General features: G+C 36.4%; 16 protein-coding genes. 5 read left to right on the top strand and 11 right to left on the bottom strand.

Features of this window, described 5'->3' with window-relative positions; translation table 11 throughout:
• The first annotated feature begins 69 nt into the window (after nucleotides 1-69).
• Entirely contained in the window at nucleotides 70-486 is a 417-nt protein-coding gene (arfB, locus tag IEX65_RS26030) for an alternative ribosome rescue aminoacyl-tRNA hydrolase ArfB (RefSeq protein WP_188770989.1), read from the top strand.
• An 80-nt stretch (nucleotides 487-566) separates the two neighbouring features.
• Complete coding sequence (locus tag IEX65_RS26025; protein ID WP_188770987.1) at nucleotides 567-1,463, top strand: PE-PGRS family protein; 897 nt, start codon at nucleotides 567-569, stop codon at nucleotides 1,461-1,463.
• Between the two features lie 3 nt (nucleotides 1,464-1,466).
• On the opposite strand, the gene IEX65_RS26020 is transcribed toward IEX65_RS26025, so the two are convergent.
• Genes IEX65_RS26020 through IEX65_RS28100 form a run of 3 tightly spaced genes read right to left on the bottom strand, consistent with a single transcriptional unit; the run spans nucleotide 1,467 to nucleotide 3,049 of the window.
• The gene (locus IEX65_RS26020; protein ID WP_188770985.1) at nucleotides 1,467-2,678 is read right to left on the bottom strand and encodes a M20 metallopeptidase family protein; all 1,212 of its coding nucleotides are present in this window, start codon (nucleotides 2,676-2,678) and stop codon (nucleotides 1,467-1,469) included.
• 1 nt (nucleotide 2,679) lies between these two features.
• Entirely contained in the window at nucleotides 2,680-2,841 is a 162-nt protein-coding gene (locus IEX65_RS28105; protein ID WP_229250912.1) for a hypothetical protein, read from the bottom strand.
• Between the two features lies 1 nt (nucleotide 2,842).
• Nucleotides 2,843-3,049: a hypothetical protein gene (locus tag IEX65_RS28100; protein ID WP_229250910.1), complete on the bottom strand. Its 207-nt coding sequence runs from the start codon at nucleotides 3,047-3,049 to the stop codon at nucleotides 2,843-2,845.
• Nucleotides 3,050-3,157: 108 nt separating this feature from the next.
• Here IEX65_RS28100 and IEX65_RS26010 point away from each other — a divergent pair, with 108 nt between their 5' ends.
• Nucleotides 3,158-4,012 (top strand): phage tail-like protein, encoded by an 855-nt coding sequence (locus tag IEX65_RS26010; RefSeq protein ID WP_188770982.1) that lies wholly within the window; start codon nucleotides 3,158-3,160, stop codon nucleotides 4,010-4,012.
• A gap of 70 nt (nucleotides 4,013-4,082) precedes the next feature.
• On the opposite strand, the gene ffh is transcribed toward IEX65_RS26010, so the two are convergent.
• Complete coding sequence (gene ffh / locus IEX65_RS26005) at nucleotides 4,083-5,399, bottom strand: signal recognition particle protein (RefSeq protein WP_188770980.1); 1,317 nt, start codon at nucleotides 5,397-5,399, stop codon at nucleotides 4,083-4,085.
• Nucleotides 5,400-5,588: 189 nt separating this feature from the next.
• Nucleotides 5,589-6,101 carry a DUF1697 domain-containing protein gene (locus IEX65_RS26000; protein ID WP_188770978.1) on the bottom strand — a complete coding sequence of 171 codons (513 nt, stop codon included), beginning with the start codon at nucleotides 6,099-6,101 and terminating at the stop codon, nucleotides 5,589-5,591.
• 144 nt (nucleotides 6,102-6,245) lie between these two features.
• Between IEX65_RS26000 and IEX65_RS25995 the strand changes: the two genes are divergently transcribed.
• Nucleotides 6,246-8,528, top strand: a complete 2,283-nt coding sequence (locus IEX65_RS25995; RefSeq protein ID WP_188770976.1) for a T9SS type A sorting domain-containing protein — start codon at nucleotides 6,246-6,248, stop codon at nucleotides 8,526-8,528.
• A 63-nt stretch (nucleotides 8,529-8,591) separates the two neighbouring features.
• Here the strand turns inward: IEX65_RS25995 and IEX65_RS25990 are convergent, their stop codons facing one another.
• From IEX65_RS25990 to IEX65_RS25980, 3 genes are all read right to left on the bottom strand, one after another.
• Entirely contained in the window at nucleotides 8,592-9,794 is a 1,203-nt protein-coding gene (locus tag IEX65_RS25990) for an NAD(P)/FAD-dependent oxidoreductase (protein WP_188770974.1), read from the bottom strand.
• Nucleotides 9,795-9,798: 4 nt separating this feature from the next.
• On the bottom strand, nucleotides 9,799-10,290 hold the full coding sequence (locus IEX65_RS25985; RefSeq protein WP_188770972.1) for a pyridoxamine 5'-phosphate oxidase family protein: 492 nt from the start codon (nucleotides 10,288-10,290) through the stop codon (nucleotides 9,799-9,801).
• Between the two features lie 103 nt (nucleotides 10,291-10,393).
• On the bottom strand, nucleotides 10,394-10,867 hold the full coding sequence (locus IEX65_RS25980) for a hypothetical protein (RefSeq protein ID WP_188770970.1): 474 nt from the start codon (nucleotides 10,865-10,867) through the stop codon (nucleotides 10,394-10,396).
• Nucleotides 10,868-11,723: 856 nt separating this feature from the next.
• Here IEX65_RS25980 and IEX65_RS25975 point away from each other — a divergent pair.
• The gene (locus tag IEX65_RS25975) at nucleotides 11,724-12,461 is read left to right on the top strand and encodes a tetratricopeptide repeat protein (protein WP_188770968.1); all 738 of its coding nucleotides are present in this window, start codon (nucleotides 11,724-11,726) and stop codon (nucleotides 12,459-12,461) included.
• 50 nt (nucleotides 12,462-12,511) lie between these two features.
• Here IEX65_RS25975 and IEX65_RS25970 read toward each other — a convergent pair whose 3' ends face one another.
• From IEX65_RS25970 to IEX65_RS25960, 3 genes are all read right to left on the bottom strand, one after another.
• A complete protein-coding gene (locus IEX65_RS25970) occupies nucleotides 12,512-13,552 on the bottom strand; it encodes a glycoside hydrolase family 43 protein (protein ID WP_188770966.1) in 1,041 nt (346 codons plus the stop codon).
• Nucleotides 13,553-13,689: 137 nt separating this feature from the next.
• Nucleotides 13,690-14,274, bottom strand: coding sequence for a hypothetical protein (locus IEX65_RS25965; RefSeq protein WP_188770964.1), 585 nt, complete (start codon nucleotides 14,272-14,274; stop codon nucleotides 13,690-13,692).
• A 184-nt stretch (nucleotides 14,275-14,458) separates the two neighbouring features.
• On the bottom strand, nucleotides 14,459-17,464 hold the full coding sequence (locus tag IEX65_RS25960; RefSeq protein WP_188770962.1) for a PVC-type heme-binding CxxCH protein: 3,006 nt from the start codon (nucleotides 17,462-17,464) through the stop codon (nucleotides 14,459-14,461).
• Nucleotides 17,465-17,478 lie beyond the last annotated feature (14 nt).

The raw sequence follows: 17,478 nt of genomic DNA, 5'->3' as shown, positions 1-17,478 counted from the left end.
ATAAGTTGCCACATGGCTTTAGCCTGTGGGTTACTATAAAGTTATTCTTTATCCACAAAAGAATTGAAAATGCAAATAGATATAAAAACCATAGATTTTCTGCCCGAAATTGAATTTCAGACCTCCCGCAGTGGAGGGCCTGGTGGACAGAACGTAAATAAAGTAGAAACAAAAGTAGAGCTGAGATTCAATATTGCCACCTCTACCCTACTGACTGACGAACAGAAAACGAGATTACTCGAAAAATTACAAAGTCAGTTAGTGCAAGAAACAATTCTGAGTATTTCGGCACAAGAAAAACGTAGCCAATTGCAGAATAAAGAGCTGGTTATCAAGAAATTCTATAAAGTTTTAGAAAAGGCTTTTCATGAAAAAAAGAAACGAATTCCATCGAAAACACCACAAGCAGTAGTAGAAAAACGCTTGAAAACGAAGAAAATTGATGGCGAGAAGAAATCACTTCGCAGCCAAAAGATTGATTTTTGATGTTGATTACAACCTTTAAATACTAAAAACCGTCTTTCTGAACATAAACCCAATAGCCGAACCCAAAATTTAAACACACAATGCGGATATTCATTCTCTGTTCAATCATCATTTTTACGCTCAGTTCGTGCGATTGGTTCGGAAAAACGCCTACGCCTACTCCTACCGAAACAATTCCTGATTTTGAAACTACACCTAAAAGTTCGCTATTACCAAACAATATCGCTAATGAAGCATCGGGAGTAGCTGATAGTAGAAGTATGCCAGGCAATGTATGGGTGCAAGAAGACGGCGATAACCCTAATTTATTACATCAGTTTTCACATTCGGGCGAGTACAAGGGAAATATTCAAATGCCTTTCCCAAATCGTGATTGGGAAGATATTAGTATAGGCGTTGGCCCAGAAAGTGGCAAAAACTACGTTTATATTGCTGAAATAGGCGATAATAATGCCGCTTACAACAACCAATATTATATTTATCGTTTTTTAGAACCTCAGTCTCTTGCAGAAAAAGTTACGAATTTTGACAGAATCTCTTTTCAGTATCCCGATGGCAGCCGAGATGCCGAATGTATTTTACTCGACCCTGCTACCAAAGATATTTATATCGTTACGAAACGAGAATTTAATGTAAGAATTTATCAGTTACCTTATCCTCAGTCAACTACCGAAATTCAAACTGCTAAATTCGTACAGGCAATTCCATTTTTAATTATTACAAGTGGCGGAATTTCGAGCGATGGCAAAGAGATTGTACTCAGAAATTATGACGCTCTCTATTATTGGTACAGAAAAGAAGGTGAAAGCATAGCTACTACGCTCGCACGTAATCGAGATAAACTACTACCTTATACAAAAGAACCTCAAGGCGAGGGGTTTTGCTTCGATAGAAACAATAAAGGATACTTCACGAACAGCGAAAGACCAGACGGCACAACTGGGCCTACTTACTTGTATTATTATGCTAAAAAATAAAAGCTATTTTTCGGTAATCTGAACTGCTATTTGATAGAACATATTGCTTCCTATTTCGAGCAATTCATCAGGAAAATCAAAGGTTGAGCTGTGTAGTGGGGGCTGATTAACGCCCGAACCAATACCAAACATAGCACCTTTATATTTCTTGGTAAAAAGTCCAAAATCTTCGCCAAATTCAAATGGTTTTTCGAGGTCGAGAATTTCGAATTTTTGGGCTTTTGCAGCATTTTTTACTTCATTGTAGGCAGTTGCATGATTATTATTTGCATTGAAAGTCTCAAGCCATTTTGCCGAAAATTCAAGCTTATGTTTCTTAGCTACATCTTCAACTTTCTGAATAATCTTGGCTTTTATTGCATCGAATCGTTCGTTTTCCCAAGTCCGAAAAGTATAACCAATAGTAGCTTTTCCTGCTGAAGTTCCATAGGCTTTTTCGCCCATCTCGATATGTATGGGAGTAGCTACAAAGAAATCTGCACTTGATTTATCAGGATTATTCAAAGAATCGAAGTACTGTATGATTTCGGCAATTGCCATTGCAGGATTAATTCCTTTTGATGGCTCGGCAGCGTGGCTTGTTTTACCGATTAACTCAAAGACTCCACTTTCTACACAAGGTGTAAAAAGACCTTTCTTCGCAATGACAGTACCCATCTGAAAACCTGCAAAATTATGATAGGCAAAGGCATAATCTATCTTAAACTGCTTAAAAATGCCAGATTCAATAGCATCTTTCGCACCCGCTCCTATTTCTTCAGCAGATTGAAAAAACAACAGTATTTTACCTTTTTTTAAAGGTTTTTCCATCAATTTTTGAGCAAAACGAAACATCGTAGCAGCATGACCATCGTGTCCACACTTATGAGAAACCCCAGCCTGTGTAGAACGATGAGCAAAATCATTATCTTCTTGAATCGGTAACGCATCTAATTCGCAACGAAACAAAATTGTCGGACCGCCGGGCGACGTTCCGCTTTCTACTCCATCAACTTCAGCCAAAATCGAGTGCATCGAAAAACCTTGATGGATTTTCGTGATGCCCAGTTTCTTCAATTCCGAAATCACATACGCACTGGTATTTTTTTCAAGCGTTGAAAGTTCGGGATTTGCATGAATATGACGACGAAATTCGGTAGCAATGGTCATGTTTTTCTGTGAAAAGGCGTTGAAAGTAATAACGATGACAAAGTGTAATAATAGTTTTCTTAACATTTCAAACAGCTAATAATGTCTCTGCCGAAACCCTCATTTCATTATGAATTTTTCTTATCATTTCGAGAGTTAACTGACGTTTTCTATTTAAAACCACCGAAACTCTACTCACACTTACAAAATATTCCACTAAATCTTTTTTCTTCAACCCATCTTCTTCCATTTTAATTTTCAATTGGGTCTGGAGTTTCGATATGATAATGTTTTGATTCATAATCTTCCACCAAAATAGATACTAATTCCAAAGTTTCTTCTTCGGGGCTACCCTCTTCACAATCAATTAACGAATCATTAATTGCCAAATATACTTTATATTGTTCTTGGCTTTTGATTAGCTTCAATGCTGATTTTATTTCTGATAATGTTTTCATTTTGAATAAACTTTACCGTAGAATAAGTTTAGAGACAACTTATATTGGATAAGATAAATGTGGTAGTTAGTATTGCTTGTTCTAAATCTATATTAAATAAAATTCTTTATGAAAACAGTAATAACACATTTGTTCATGTTATTAAGTTACTACTCTCTTGGACAATCTTTTACATCAAATCCAAATTTTTTATCTATTCCAAATTTAAGCACAAGCCAAAGAAACAACCTGTCTAACCAACAAGCAGGGAATATAATTTTCAATTCTGATAATAAGAATATCAACTATCATAATGGAAGCAATTGGATTTCTTTACAAGGAGAGCAATATTCAAATGTTCAACATTTTACACTTCCTCAATTTATAAATGCAAATAGTGAGTTTACTTGGAATGTTCCAAATGGTATTTCAAAAATATTTGTAGAGATTTATAGCGGCGGAGGCTGTGGAAATGAATATGGTGGAGGCTGTGGTGGAAATTATGGAATAGCAACTATACCTGTGAGTGCAGGTCAGCAAATATTTGTAATGGTTGGTGAAGGTTGTGGTAGAATTGCAAATAATGTTGTTTCTGGAAGAGAAAGTTACATTCGTATCGGAAACTCTTACTTTGTAGTTAAAGGCGGTGGAAATTTCAACTTAACATCTTCTTATGCACCATTTACACTAAATATACCAAATGCAAATGGATACGCTATTTCTGGAGAATCTGGTACATCTACAAAAAACTCTTACTTCTATGATGGTTCAAATTACTACAAAAGAATAGAGTACGGCAACGGAGGAGCAAGTCCTAATCATAATAACGGAGGAAAAGGCGGTACTTCTCAACTAACTTTACCAAACAATGGTGGTAGTTCATTTGGAGCCACTTACGGCGGATTTCCTGGTGGTGGAGGCGGTGGATACGGCCCTAATAGTAATACATTAGGGGGAGATGGATTGATTTCGATATACTACTAATCTAATCTGCAATACAAAAAAGGTCAACGAGCAACCTGCCCATTGACCTTTTCATTTTCTAAGTAAAATCTTATTTGAAAGCCTTCATTTTACCCGATGATTGCATCTGATTTACTTTTTTCATCATGCTTCTCATTTGGTCGAATTGCTTCAAGAGATTATTTACTTGTGTAATATCTGTTCCGCTACCTGCGGCAATTCTTTTCTTACGGCTACCATCAATAATATCTGGTTTTTCACGCTCTTTCGGAGTCATTGATTTGATAATGGCTTCAATTGGCTTAAACGAATCGTTGCTAATATCAATGTCTTTGATTTGTGAACCAACCCCTGGAATCATACCCATCAAATCTTTGATATTTCCCATTTTCTTGATTTGCTCTAATTGCGTCAAGAAGTCGGTCAAATCAAACTTATTCTCACGCATTTTCTTGTTCAAGCGGCGAGATTCGTCTTCGTCGAAAGCTTGTTGAGCTCTTTCTACGAGGGAAATCACGTCACCCATGCCCAAGATTCTACTCGCCATACGGTCTGGGTAGAAGATATCAAGAGCATCCATCTTCTCACCTGTAGAAATAAACTTGATTGGTTTATTTACAACGGCTTTGATTGAAAGGGCTGCACCACCACGAGAATCACCGTCGAGTTTGGTTAGTACTACGCCATCAAAATCAAGTCTTTCGTTGAAGGTCTTAGCAGTATTTACGGCATCTTGACCCGTCATCGAGTCAACTACAAATAAAATCTCACTCGGTGTGATGGCTTTCTTGATTTCCTCTACCTCTTTCATCATCACCTCATCAACTGCCAAACGACCCGCCGTATCGACAATCACAACGCTCTTACCTTTCGATTTTGCGTAAGCAAGTGCATTTTTAGCAATATCAACGGCATTTTTGTTTTCAGGCTCAGCAAAAACTTCTACACCGATTTGCTCGCCCAATACTTGCAATTGCGTGATGGCCGCAGGACGATATACATCACAGGCAACCAGCAATACTTGGCGACCTTGTTTTTTGATGTAAGAAGCAAATTTTCCCGAAAAAGTAGTCTTACCCGAACCTTGCAAACCTGCAATTAAAACCACTGCTGGAGAGCCCTTTAGATTGACACTCTGAGCTTGTCCGCCCATGAGTTCCATTAACTCTTCCTGTACGATTTTTACGAACAATTGCCCTGGCTCAACCGCAATCATCACCTTACGGTCGATTGCTTTTTCACGCACACGGTCGGTTACGTCTTTGGCAACTTTATAGTTTACGTCGGCATCCATCAAAGCACGTCTTACTTCTTTGACGGTGGCTGCCACATTAATATCAGTAATTCTGCCCTGCCCTTTAAGGGTTTTGATGGCTTTATTTAGCTTATCACTTAAATTTTCAAACATTTTTCAGTTAACAATTATCAATTAGCAATTATCACGAACAACAATTGCTACATCGGTGAGTTAAAACAAGTTGCAAAGATAGTTTTTTTAGTGCCAAAAATGTAGAACAATTTTCTAAATTGTTCAATTCATACGATACAATTTAGAAATCGGACTGCCGACGCAGTTGTTCTACAAAACTAAAATTAATTATTCGAGCATTTTTTCGAGTGTATTGATATTCCGAACGGTGGTAGTGCTTTTGTATTTTGCTTTGGCGGTGATTTTAGAAAAAGGAGTATTCAAACTTTCGCCTTTTGGAACTTTCCAATAAAGCACGGTATTTCCTCTGGCTATTTCCTCATCTACACTTTCTGCAATAGTTGCCAGTTCTTCAAAAACAGATTCACTTTCTACAAAAATTACATAAGCGTGATTACTTTCGTCCTTTTGGAATGGGTATTTAACAACGATTTCGTCCAAAACATCAAAGTCATAAAGTAGCACAAAAGCCTGATAATGAAAGGTTTCTGTAAGTCCTTTTTCAAGAATTACCTTTATTTCCGAAATATTTTTCTCCGATTCAAAAACTACATTTCCAGTTTGTAAATAGGTTGCAACATTTTGAAAGCCCATATCTTGAAAGGCATTTTTCAAATCGGGCATTTTGATTCGGATATTTCCGACGTTTATTCCTCTTAGAAAAGCAATGTATTTTTTCATAATTTAGTGTTTATTTGGCTCAAAATTGGACGTTTATTTATTGAGATGCGATAATAGAAAAGTATTTTGTATTTTTATCTAAAAATCTTTACAACTTTTCTCAGAAAATACAGTCAATAACCGCTGAACACTAAATCTAAAAATATGAAAGCACACATTGCTACTCTCCTACTCCTTTTTTCTGCTATTTTCGTAAATGCTCAAGATTTGCTTTTGAGCGAAGACTTTGATTATCCAATTGGTGATAATCTGAATAACCACAACTGGAAACCACTCACGAGTACAAGCGATAATCCAATAAAAATTGTGTCGGGTTTGTCAAAAACAGGCTATTCAGCCTCGGGCGGAGCAGCTTATTTAAATAAAAACGGACAAGATGTTGTTCGGTCATTTACGCCTGTTACTGATGAAAAAATCTACCTTTCGTTTCAAGTGGATGTGAAAAAATATTTTCCAGTTGGTAATACTCATTATCCTAAGCAATTTAGTCCTTTGAGTTATTTTATGTTTTTGAGTTCCAAAGAAAATCCGACTATTCCTTTACTGAAATTTTCATTAGTTTCTACAAATTTTGCAGGAATTAATTGGTATTTAGTCGTACGAGATTCAAAAAATGAGATACTATCATTGATTCCTGTTGGTAATAACACTGCGGATTTTAGTTTTTCATACCAACTTACTGGTACGGGTAGCGGACAAGCGTATTTAAGAAATGAAAGTACCAATATCAGTGCATTTAGTGGCGATGGGTTTTATCCAAGCAAAGCTAAAGTCACAAATATTAGTAATGTTGTTTTAAGCCAGAGCGATATAAATGATGGAACAGAATGTACAATAGATAGAATACGAGTCGGAAAAACATGGGGTAGTGTAATGCCATGTGTGCCAGGTTTAGCTTATAAAGATAAATTTATATCTTCATTATCAGTATGGAAATATCTTGAAAATGGAGGAGCTACAACCCAAAATGTTAATCCCAATGACTTCAAAAAGGATGAAATTATTCTTAAAACGTGTGCTAATGAAGAAATATTATCTAATAGTTTGACGGCATATATACACACAAAGATAGGTGCGGATGTTACTGATTTATCAGTAGTTGCTCCAAGTGGGTTTAAGGCTTTAACAAGTTATTACAATGAAACAAACTATACTTATACCAAAACCAATAATATACTAAAATCATTTTACCATTACTACGACACTAACAACTCTTTGGACATTCTGTTAGTAGGAAATTCTGATAAAATAAGTCCGAATGGCAACCCTATTGCTGGTAGTGCTGGTGTTTATGAAGGTGAAATACACTTTACACCTGTTGGCGGATATTGTGAAAAAACTGTCTGGAAAATAAAAGGTATTATCGAAGACTGTGATAATAAAGCCGATTTACTACTTAAAGAAGATTTTGACTACACAAAGGGGGAAACACTTACCCAAAATAACTGGGAGGCACTCACGCCATCAAATACTAATCCGATAAAAGTCGTTGATGGTTTGGTCAAGAAAAACTATACCGCTTCGGGTGGAGCCGCTTATTTGAATAGAAACGGACAAGATGTAAAACGAGCTTTAAAAGCACCAGCCAATGACCAGATTTTCGTTAGTTTTCAGCTCAATTATAAAGCCATGCAGCGAATCAATAGTTTAGGTTGGAATTTCAGATGTGATGAATATCTAACTTCATTTCTGAACCCATCAAACTATTTTATGTTTCTTAGCTCAAAAGAAGAACCTACACGACCACTTCTCAAATTTTCTTTGGTAAATACCCCCGTGTGTTTCGATTACATTACTTTTAATTCACTCGTTGTAAGGGATAAAAATGACCAAATTATTGCTGCTATCTCATTAGGAAATGAGGATTTAACAAAAAAGCAACCAAGCCCTGTCATAGACATAAATTTTAGTTATTTTCTATCGGGAGACAAAATAGGAACTTCGAGTTTGACAACTTCTTATAGAGATTATTATTCTGGAAGGGTTTTAAATCAATCAGTGAGTAAAGTGCGTATTCCAAATTTATCAAATATTGTATTATCGCAAAGCAATATACTTGTAGGTTCGGAAGTGATTGTTGACCGAATCAGGGTTGGTAAAACACTCAAAAGTATAACTGACGGCGTTTCTACTGTTGCTCAGACACAAAGCGATTTAGACACAGAGCCCACCTCACTCAATGCCACTGTTTTCCCAAATACCACTGATGGAAAAATTGATTTATTAATCAATGAAAAAGCACCCGAAGGAGAATTTGAAATAATGATGAGCGATAAAATGGGCAATAAACTATACCAAAACTCAGGTACTTGGGAAAGCCAAAAGTCTGCGATTGAAGAAATTTTAAGCAAAAATGCTTCGGGACAGTATTTTTTGAGCATAAAACAAAATAATAATACAAAGACTATTCGGGTGTTTAGACAATAAACCACTCATGGATTTTCTCCAAGAAGCAAACGAGGCTACGTTTTGAATGTAGCCTCGTTTGCTTTATCTATCAAATCCAAAGATTTTTGCATCATTATTTTGTTTTCCTGTCAATTCATCTCGAATGATTTCGGCCGCTAAAAGGCTAAAAACGATGCCATTTCCGCCAAAACCCATAGCAAAATAAGTATTGGGGCGTTCGTCTACTGCTCCGATATACGGTAAACCATCTTTTGTTTCGGCAAAAGTACCAGCCCATTTAAAATCAGTTCTGAAAAGCAAATCAGGAAAGAGTTTATCGAATTCTTTTTCTAACTGCATCGCCTTTTTATCGTTGAGGGCATCTCGTTTTTTAGGATTATAAAATTCTTCGTCTTTTCCGCCAATCAAAACACGGTTATCATCAGTTGTGCGTAAATACAAATACGGCCGAGCGGTTTCCCAAATGAGGCAGTTATCCAGCCAAAGTTCTTTTTGCTCGAAAGGCTCGCTCACGATTGCAAACGAAGAATTGAATTGTACTACTTTTTTTGATAAAAACTGCTGAGATTCATACCCACTGGCAATAATTAACTTCTTTGCATCTATTTTTAAACCATATTTAGTCGTTAGTTCGACACTACTTTTATGGTGTTTTATTTCGGTAACTTCTGAGTCATCAAAAACTTGCACACCGTTTTTCTGAGCAAAATCTAATAGATGGTGTGTAAATGAATAAGCATCAATTTGAGCTCCATCTTTCGACATCAAGGCGGCTGGGGCCGAAAAACCAAATTTGTTTTTGATTTCTTCTTCTTCCCAGTATTCTAAATCAATGCCTATTTGCTTTCTTAATTCATATTCTTTAGGCAGTTCTTTTGCATCGCTTTTATTCGATGCGTAGTAGAAACTTTTACGCTCCGAAAAACCTACCTCAACGTTTAGTTCTTTTACTATTTTCTCTATTTTAGCAATGGCCTCGATACAAAGTTGGTAGCTACGAGCGGCGTTTTCAAAACCTACGTATTCTTGTAATTCTTGCAATGGAGTATCTATTTCGTATTGTAAAAGAGCAGTACTCGCACAAGTGCTACCCATACCGATTTTACGTTTGTCGATTAATATAGCCGAAATCCCAGCCTTTGCTAAATAATAGGCTATTAATGAGCCAGTTATGCCTCCGCCTAAAATTACTACTTCCGTACTTGCCGATTTCTTTATGGATGGGAAAGACTGAATAATTCCGCTTCTCATCAACCAGAAAGGTTCTTCTGTTCTTAAATCCATTGCATTACATTTTTATAACTTTGTGCGAATCATCGTCCGCTTCAAACCTTTCTGAATTAAAAATCGCTTTTACAATCTTCGCCAGCGAAAGAATCCTATTTGAGCCACTGTCCCAAACCTCAGCTTCATTCACTTTTATCTTTACCAAAACCAAATTGGGGTCGTCAACTCCTTTCGGGAACCATGCTTTGGCCAAAGGTGTCCACAATTCTTCTTTCTTGGCTTTATTGTTGATGATTTCGGCATCGCCATTGATTGAAATATATACATTATCCGTTGGCTCGGCGTATGAGAGCTGTATGCTATCTTTGAGCGAGATTTCTTTCACTAAATCGGTTTCGATACTCGTAAAAAACCAAATGTATCCGTTGTCTTCTATCTGACTGGTGGTCATTGGGCGGCTATGTATTTTATTGCCTTTGCCAAGCGTTGACAACATACCAAACTTCACCGAATCAATGATTTGAGCGATTTCTTTAAATTCTTGATTTTCCATTTTGTTGTATGTTTAGTAAAAAAGTAAACGTAACACGAAACTGAAACAAAAATTGATTGTCAGCAACGTGCCACGTTTTAATCTGGATATATATAAATCCTTGCTATGAAGGAAGAAGTTTATTATCCGAAAAGGTTATTTCTAAAACCTGCATCATGTGATGGATATTTGAAACATACTTATTCATGATGTTTTTTAGCTTCGGAAAATACCTAAAATCAAAAAACTGCATAGCTTTTTGGTATTTGCCTTTGAGGTATTCGTCACCAAATTTGCAAGAAATAACTATCGTCGGAATATTATCCGAGTTTTGAGCCATGCCAAAATAAAACTGAGGTTGGCTTAGTTGTAAGTCTTCAAATAGCACTTTCTTTTCGCTGTCTTCTATGGCCTCATTGAATATCAATTCAAGCTCTTTTACCATTCGATTAGAATCATTTAACTGTTCCTGAAAATGGCTATTCAAATCATGGTTTGCTGTCATGCCCAAGAGTTTTTCGTAAACACGGGCTCTTGATAAATTGATTTTGAAAATGCTTACCAGCTCCCTCAAAATGTCTTTGCTATTGTTTTGCATTTTTATATTTGGCTTAAATCGTTTACTTGTTTGTATATGATTTCCATAAAGCAGCAGCCAGCTAAGAACATCATTTTGGAATATTTTTTATCTAAAACCAAAATTTCAAATAAACAAAAGAACTAATTATAGGGGTAGCAGATTTAAAAGTTGTGCAGATTTTGTTATCCCTATATATAAACAAAAATGTAATTTTAAAGCCGTATGAATTTTAGGTTGTGTTGTAATGGATTTTAATGTTTTTGATTGAGAATTTAGTAACACACTAATAGTCAAAAAAACTATTCCATATAACAAATGGCTATATTTTGGGGAAGTTTTGCAATGAAAGAGAGTTCTTTTGGGGATTTTTTTACACTGATGTGCGGTAATTTTAGTTGTAAATAAAAATGCACAAGCCTACCTAATAGACTTGTGCATTACTGAAATATCTAAAAAATCAATTTACTTTCACCTCCCAGAAGGAACAGCCAATACTTCATTTTCTTTTACTGGGACTCCAAAATTCGGTGTACCGTGTAACTGAATTATGCCTTATTGTAAATCCAACTTTTCATCCGGAGGCTTCTTATTTAGCACCACAAAATAATCCGATTCCAAAAAGCTATAAAGACTAAAAATGTGAGTTTTCACAAAGCCTGACATGGTAAACAAGCCACTTACGTGAGAATTGTTTCAGATATTAATTAATAATGTAGAAAACGCTTTAAAACACCAGTTAGAAGTATTTTTAGTACGTATATTGATGTTTATGGTAATTAGTGATTACATTTCAATAAAATGTTGTATTTGAAAAAACTGATGTTATAATTACATTTGTATTTTATAACTACATCCAATTCAAAAACCATCAGCTGTGTTTAACTTTTTTGATTACACTGACTACTACTACATCATTCTTGCTTTACAAGCATTTTGTTTATTTCACGCATATCGAAATCATAATGACCAAAAATGGTATTGGCTTATTGTGTTCTTGCCTTTGATTGGTAGCCTTATCTACTTATATGAAAATTTCTATAACAGAAAAAATGTACGTAATGTCAAGGAAGGGTTTAAAGGGCTAATTTATAGTAACTATGCTTTAGAAAAATTAGAAAAGGCAGTAAAGTTTTCAGAATCATATACAAATAAAATTAATCTTGGTGACGCATATACAGAAAGAGGGAGATATGAAGAGGCTATAAAATTATATGAGTCTTGTAGAAATGGTATTTTTAATAATAATCTTGAGCTTACCCAAAAATTATCAAATGCCTATTTCTTAAATAAAGAATACAATAAAGTTATCGAATTAAGTAAGGAAATTGAACCATTGGGAGAAGCTAAAATAGCTTATGCTTGGGCATTACACTACACAGGAGATACCGAAAAAGCTGAAAGTATTTTCAAACAAATGGATAGACGTTTTTCTAATTATGCAGCTCGATTAGAATATGCTTCTTTTATGATAGAATCAGGACAATCAAATAAAGCATCAAATTATTTAGATAATATCATTGAAGAATTTGATTCCATACACACTTACGAGAAAAAACTAAAAAGTATAGTTTTAAAAGAAGCCAAAAGATTAAAGAAAAGTATTAATAAATAGAGCAAGTAGAGGTTGCTCTATTTATTTTACAAAATACCAGTTCACGATAACTACTTCCCCGAAGGAACAGCCAATACTTCATTTTCCTTCACAGGAACTCCAAAATTCGGCGTACCGTCGGCATTCCAAGTAAACTTTTGCATTCTTGGTGAACGAAATTTGCCACAACCTTGATTAGGCTCGGAATTGGCATGGTAAAGAATCCAATCTTCTTTACCATCGGCCGATTTGAAAAAGGAATTATGTCCTGGTGCAAAAACTTTATTTTCGGGAGATTGCTTGAATAATGGTTCTGGAGATTTCTTCCAACTTTTCGGATTCATCAAATCGGCATTGGCATCGGCTGTGAGCATTCCAAGAGCATAAAAATCTGTCCAGCAGCCACTTGCTGAATAAATAATGAATAATTTCTTGCCGTGTTTCAATATTTGTGGACCTTCGTTTACGTTTACGTGTTTAAGATTTGGCTCATTCAAATCACCGTGCTTTTCCCAGTCAAAGTCTGAGCCAGATATTTTCGAGCGTCCGCCCGTAATCGTCCACGGATTTTTCATTTTAGCAATATAAATGTTTTGTTGACCATTTTTGTCACCTTCCCAGCCTGACCAAACCATGTATAATTGCCCACGATGCTCAAAAACATCGCCATCAATCGCCCATTTATCGGCCGACTCGTCGGCAACTTTCCCTTTAAATGTCCAATCGCCTTTCATTGGGTCAGGCGAAGGATTTTCAAGCACATACATTCGGTGATGATTGTTATCGCCATCATCACCCGCAAAATACATATACCATTTTCCTTGAATAAAATGTATTTCGGGAGCCCACAATTCTTTTGAGTACATCGTTCCAGTGGGCGGTGTCCAAATTGTCTTCGACTCAGCGGTTTTCAAATCTGCTAAGTTTTTGGTTTTCCAAATCGTCAGCTTGTTTTGTTGTGTGTGGGTGTAATAATAATAGCCGTCTTTATAAAAACTATACGGGTCTGCTCCTGACGGTAATAATGGATTGGTAAAAGTAGAGGAGTTTTGGGCAAATAGAGCATTGATAAACATCAAAGCAAAGCATAGACTCAGAACATTTTTTTTCATAGGATGTTTTGTTTAATAGACTGGATTTTGCAAAACTACTCAAAAATAAAACAGGAGCATAACGATTGCTATGCTCCTGTTTATCTATAAAAAATAATATTGTTTTACTGCTTCTTCAAAGTACGTAATTTCAAGTTTTAGTAAATTAAGTACTTCAACTTTAATACACCATCTATTTTTCCTAATTCATCAAAAGTACCTCTAATTTTATACGTAGCCCAAAAAGTTTTTGGGAAATAACCTTGCTGGATTTTATTTCTTTCCGTAGTGACTTCACGAACTTCTACTACCTCAATGTTTTTATTTTCTCCTTCAAGAAGTTTAATGTTATTTGCTTTTTTGTAGTAAACATTCCATGATAATCGTTGTCCTACTATATTTTCAGCCTTCTGACCAACAACTAAAGAGTTTTTAAGAAATTTATATAAACTATCTTTTGGGTTTTCGGCATGAGCATAAGCATTAAAAAACCAAGCACCAACAGTAATACAATCATCTCCACTAAAGAATAACGAATTAGTGACAATGGCTCCAGTATATTCTCCATTAGGGTTCACGCCCAACACTCTTACAGTATTTATATTAGCACTATCTTTCTCAGATATTACCACTTGCTTTCCAAATAACTCTCCTTTAAACTCGGAATATTCTTTTGGAACAGTTTCTTGCCTACTACAAGACCCAAAAGTCAAGAACAATATTAATACAAACGTGTATTTCACAATAAATAAATTTAGTTATTCGGAATCGAGTAATTAATTTAAAGTAAAAGAGTTAATAGAATATTGATGTGTGTGATTTAACGGCTTTAATCTGATTTAATGGTAAAAATAATCATTTTTTCATAAACAAAACAGGAGCATAACGATTGCTATGCTCCTGTTTATCTATGAAAATAATGGTGTTTTACTGCTTCTTCAAGGTACGCAAATACTCCACTAAATCAACCATTTCTTGTTTTTGTAGTGGGAATTTCGGCATTAGCGATTCTTCGTTTTCTTCCATCGAAACAATATCAGCACGCTTGAAAGCAGTTGGGTTTGTGCTACCGATTTGCTTAACATTTATATCGTTTTCGGTTTTACTCAAAATCATTCCTTCTACTTCTGTGCCATCTTTGAGCTTGAGTTTGTAGCCTTCATAACCAAAACTAATACCTTGACTTGGGTTGATGATAGCCGAGTAAAGGGCAGTTTTGGATAATTTACTGCCGATTTCGGTCAATGCAGGGCCGAAGTTTACACCCTCACCTTTTACTTGGTGGCAAGCCGTACAATACATTTTAAATACTTTTTGTCCGCTTGCTACATTTCCTACACCTTTTGCCAGTTCGTTGATATCGCCCAATTCTTTGTCCAATTCCGCACCAAACATTTTCATGGCATCAGTACGAATATCGCTGTGCCATGTTCCCAACAAAATCTTCTTGGCAATCGGCATTACTTCTTCCGAAACCTTATTGGCTTTTACTAAATTCCACAAAATTTCTTCACTATTCCAGCCGTACATGGCGTACATTGCTTGGTTACGTACACCTTTGCTGAGATTTTTGTTATTGAATAAAGTTACTAAATAATCGGTTACAGGTTTTTCGTCAACGCCACCATAAACGCCAATTGCTTTACGTACAATATCTTCATCTTTGTTTTGAGTAAGCTTTTGAAATTCACCTAAACCATTCATTTTTATTTGAATTTTGGCCGCTTCTCCACCTAAAACCGAATCTTTCATTGCCATTTCTGTTAGGCGAGCCACTTGGTCTTTTAATTCGTAGCGTTTTACTAAATCCAGATAATCGGTTGGATTTTTTATACCATCCAAAACTTTTGGTAGAAGACTCTTGAAAAGTGGGTCTTGCTTGGCAGTATTCATATCTAAATGCTTGAAAACCAAAGTCATGATGTCACCCGTTGCATTTCCGCCATCAAGCATTCCGAGTAAAATTTTTGTTTTCTCTGGATTACTTTGGAAATCAAAAGCACGGAAATAACGCAGGTTATCTTTGCTTGATTTTGCCAATTCGGCCAATCGGAAAATATTATCAGTTGAGCGACTACGCCATACTAAGTCCTTAGCAGCAGCATCTGTTTTCCATTTTTCGCCTGCTTTTGCCAAATAACTCGCAAAAAACGTATCCCACTGATTATCAGCCGAAATACCGAGTGCTTCTAAATACCATCTATCCTTGCCATCATATTGGCTGGCCAGTATTGCCCAAATATTGGCAGCGGCTGACGAAGTTTTATGATGAATTGCTAAAGCAACTTCACGACGCACTTGTGCCGATGGGTCGGTAGCGAGTTTTTGAAGCAATGCAGTGTTATCAGTGCTTAATTCACGAGATAAACGAATAGCCGTGATGCGAATATCTTCGTCAGCATCATTGGCAGCTTCTTGCAAATACTTCGCTTCTTTTCCCTTTATTTTACCTAACAACCATAAGGCTCTGGCACGCATTCTTGAATCATCATCTTTCCATAATTTCAATAGTGCTTCTTCGGCTTTTTCTTGCATTGAGTTCAGTTTTGTCCAAGCCAAGTAACGTACGGCTACATTGGCATTTTGGAGGGCTTCAACACAGCCTTCGGCGGTTTCAAAATCAAACTTTGGCACAGAATAGGCCTCACCTTTGGGAGCAATTCTATAAATACGTCCACGAAGCGAATCGCCCATAGCATGACCACCCACACCTGGGTCGTACCAATCGGCTACGAAGATTGAACCATCTGGGGCAGTCGTAACATCTGATGGGCGGAACCATTGGTCACGCTTCGAGCCATCTAAGATATTATTGATTGTTGCCGTAAAACCAGCACCATTTTTAGTAACTGGATACGAACGCACAATGCTCGGGCCAGCATCACAGTGAATGACTTGGTTTTGGTATTTTTCAGGTAAAAGCTTTCCTTCATAAACAATCATACCTGTTGGCGAACCAGCACCTGTTTGCAATAAATTTGGCACAACGCCAGGGTCGTTTAAATGCCAGTGACGAAGTGGAATTTCAGACTCCCAATTAGTGCGGCGTTCTTGCCAGCTTGCACCTGTCATTTCATCTTTGTAGCCATAATTGCCATAGTCCATTACGTAGTTGATACGCACGCCTTTGTTGCCATCATCATCATTATCCGACTGCCACATACGGCCGTATGAATCAAGGGCTACTTCGTAATTATTACGGAAATTATGCCCCAGAATCTCAACATTTGAGCCATCAATATCGCATCTGAAAACTTTTCCTTGCTTGTAAGTAGAAAATGGTCGACCTAAATCATCGGTTAATTCTTTACCGTTTTTATCGCTGAGCGTTTGTACTTCATTGCCACCATTGAAATAGAGTTTTCCGTCAGGCCCAAACGTAAAAGCATGAATGGCGTGGTCGTGCTGAACACCCTTCAAACCAGTGAAAATAACTTCTTTTTTATCGGCTTTGCCATCGTTGTTTTCGTCAGTAAACAAAAATACATTTGGCGAGCAAGAAACGATTGCTTTATTACCCAAAACTGAAATTCCGAGAGCAGAATTGATGTCTTCACCTTGATAAAAAACCGTACTTTTATCGGCTTTTCCATCTTGATTAGTATCTTCCATAATCAAGATTCTATCACCCTTTTTGTTGTACGGATTCTTCGGATTTAGTTTATTTCTGTAATTATATCCTTCACAAATCCAGACTCGTCCCTTGGCATCAATGTCCATATTGGTCGGGTTCATCATCATTGGTTCGGACGCAAAAAGCGTTACTTCCAAATCAGAGTCAGCCAACTGAATACCATCAAGAGCGTGTTCTACCTTACGCTTTTCGTCGTCGGTTAGCTTAGAATAACTTTCATCTGAAAGCGTTTTCTGGGTTTGCTTACAGGCAAAAACCACAAGGAGCGTAAAGACTGAAAAAATGATTGATTTTTTCATTTTTATATAATTAG

This window comes from Emticicia aquatilis (genome assembly GCF_014644295.1).
Classification (GTDB): Bacteria; Bacteroidota; Bacteroidia; order Cytophagales; family Spirosomataceae; genus Emticicia; species Emticicia aquatilis.
The sequence above is the reverse complement of the archived record's forward strand: the minus strand, read 5'-3'. Positions and strand labels throughout refer to the sequence as shown.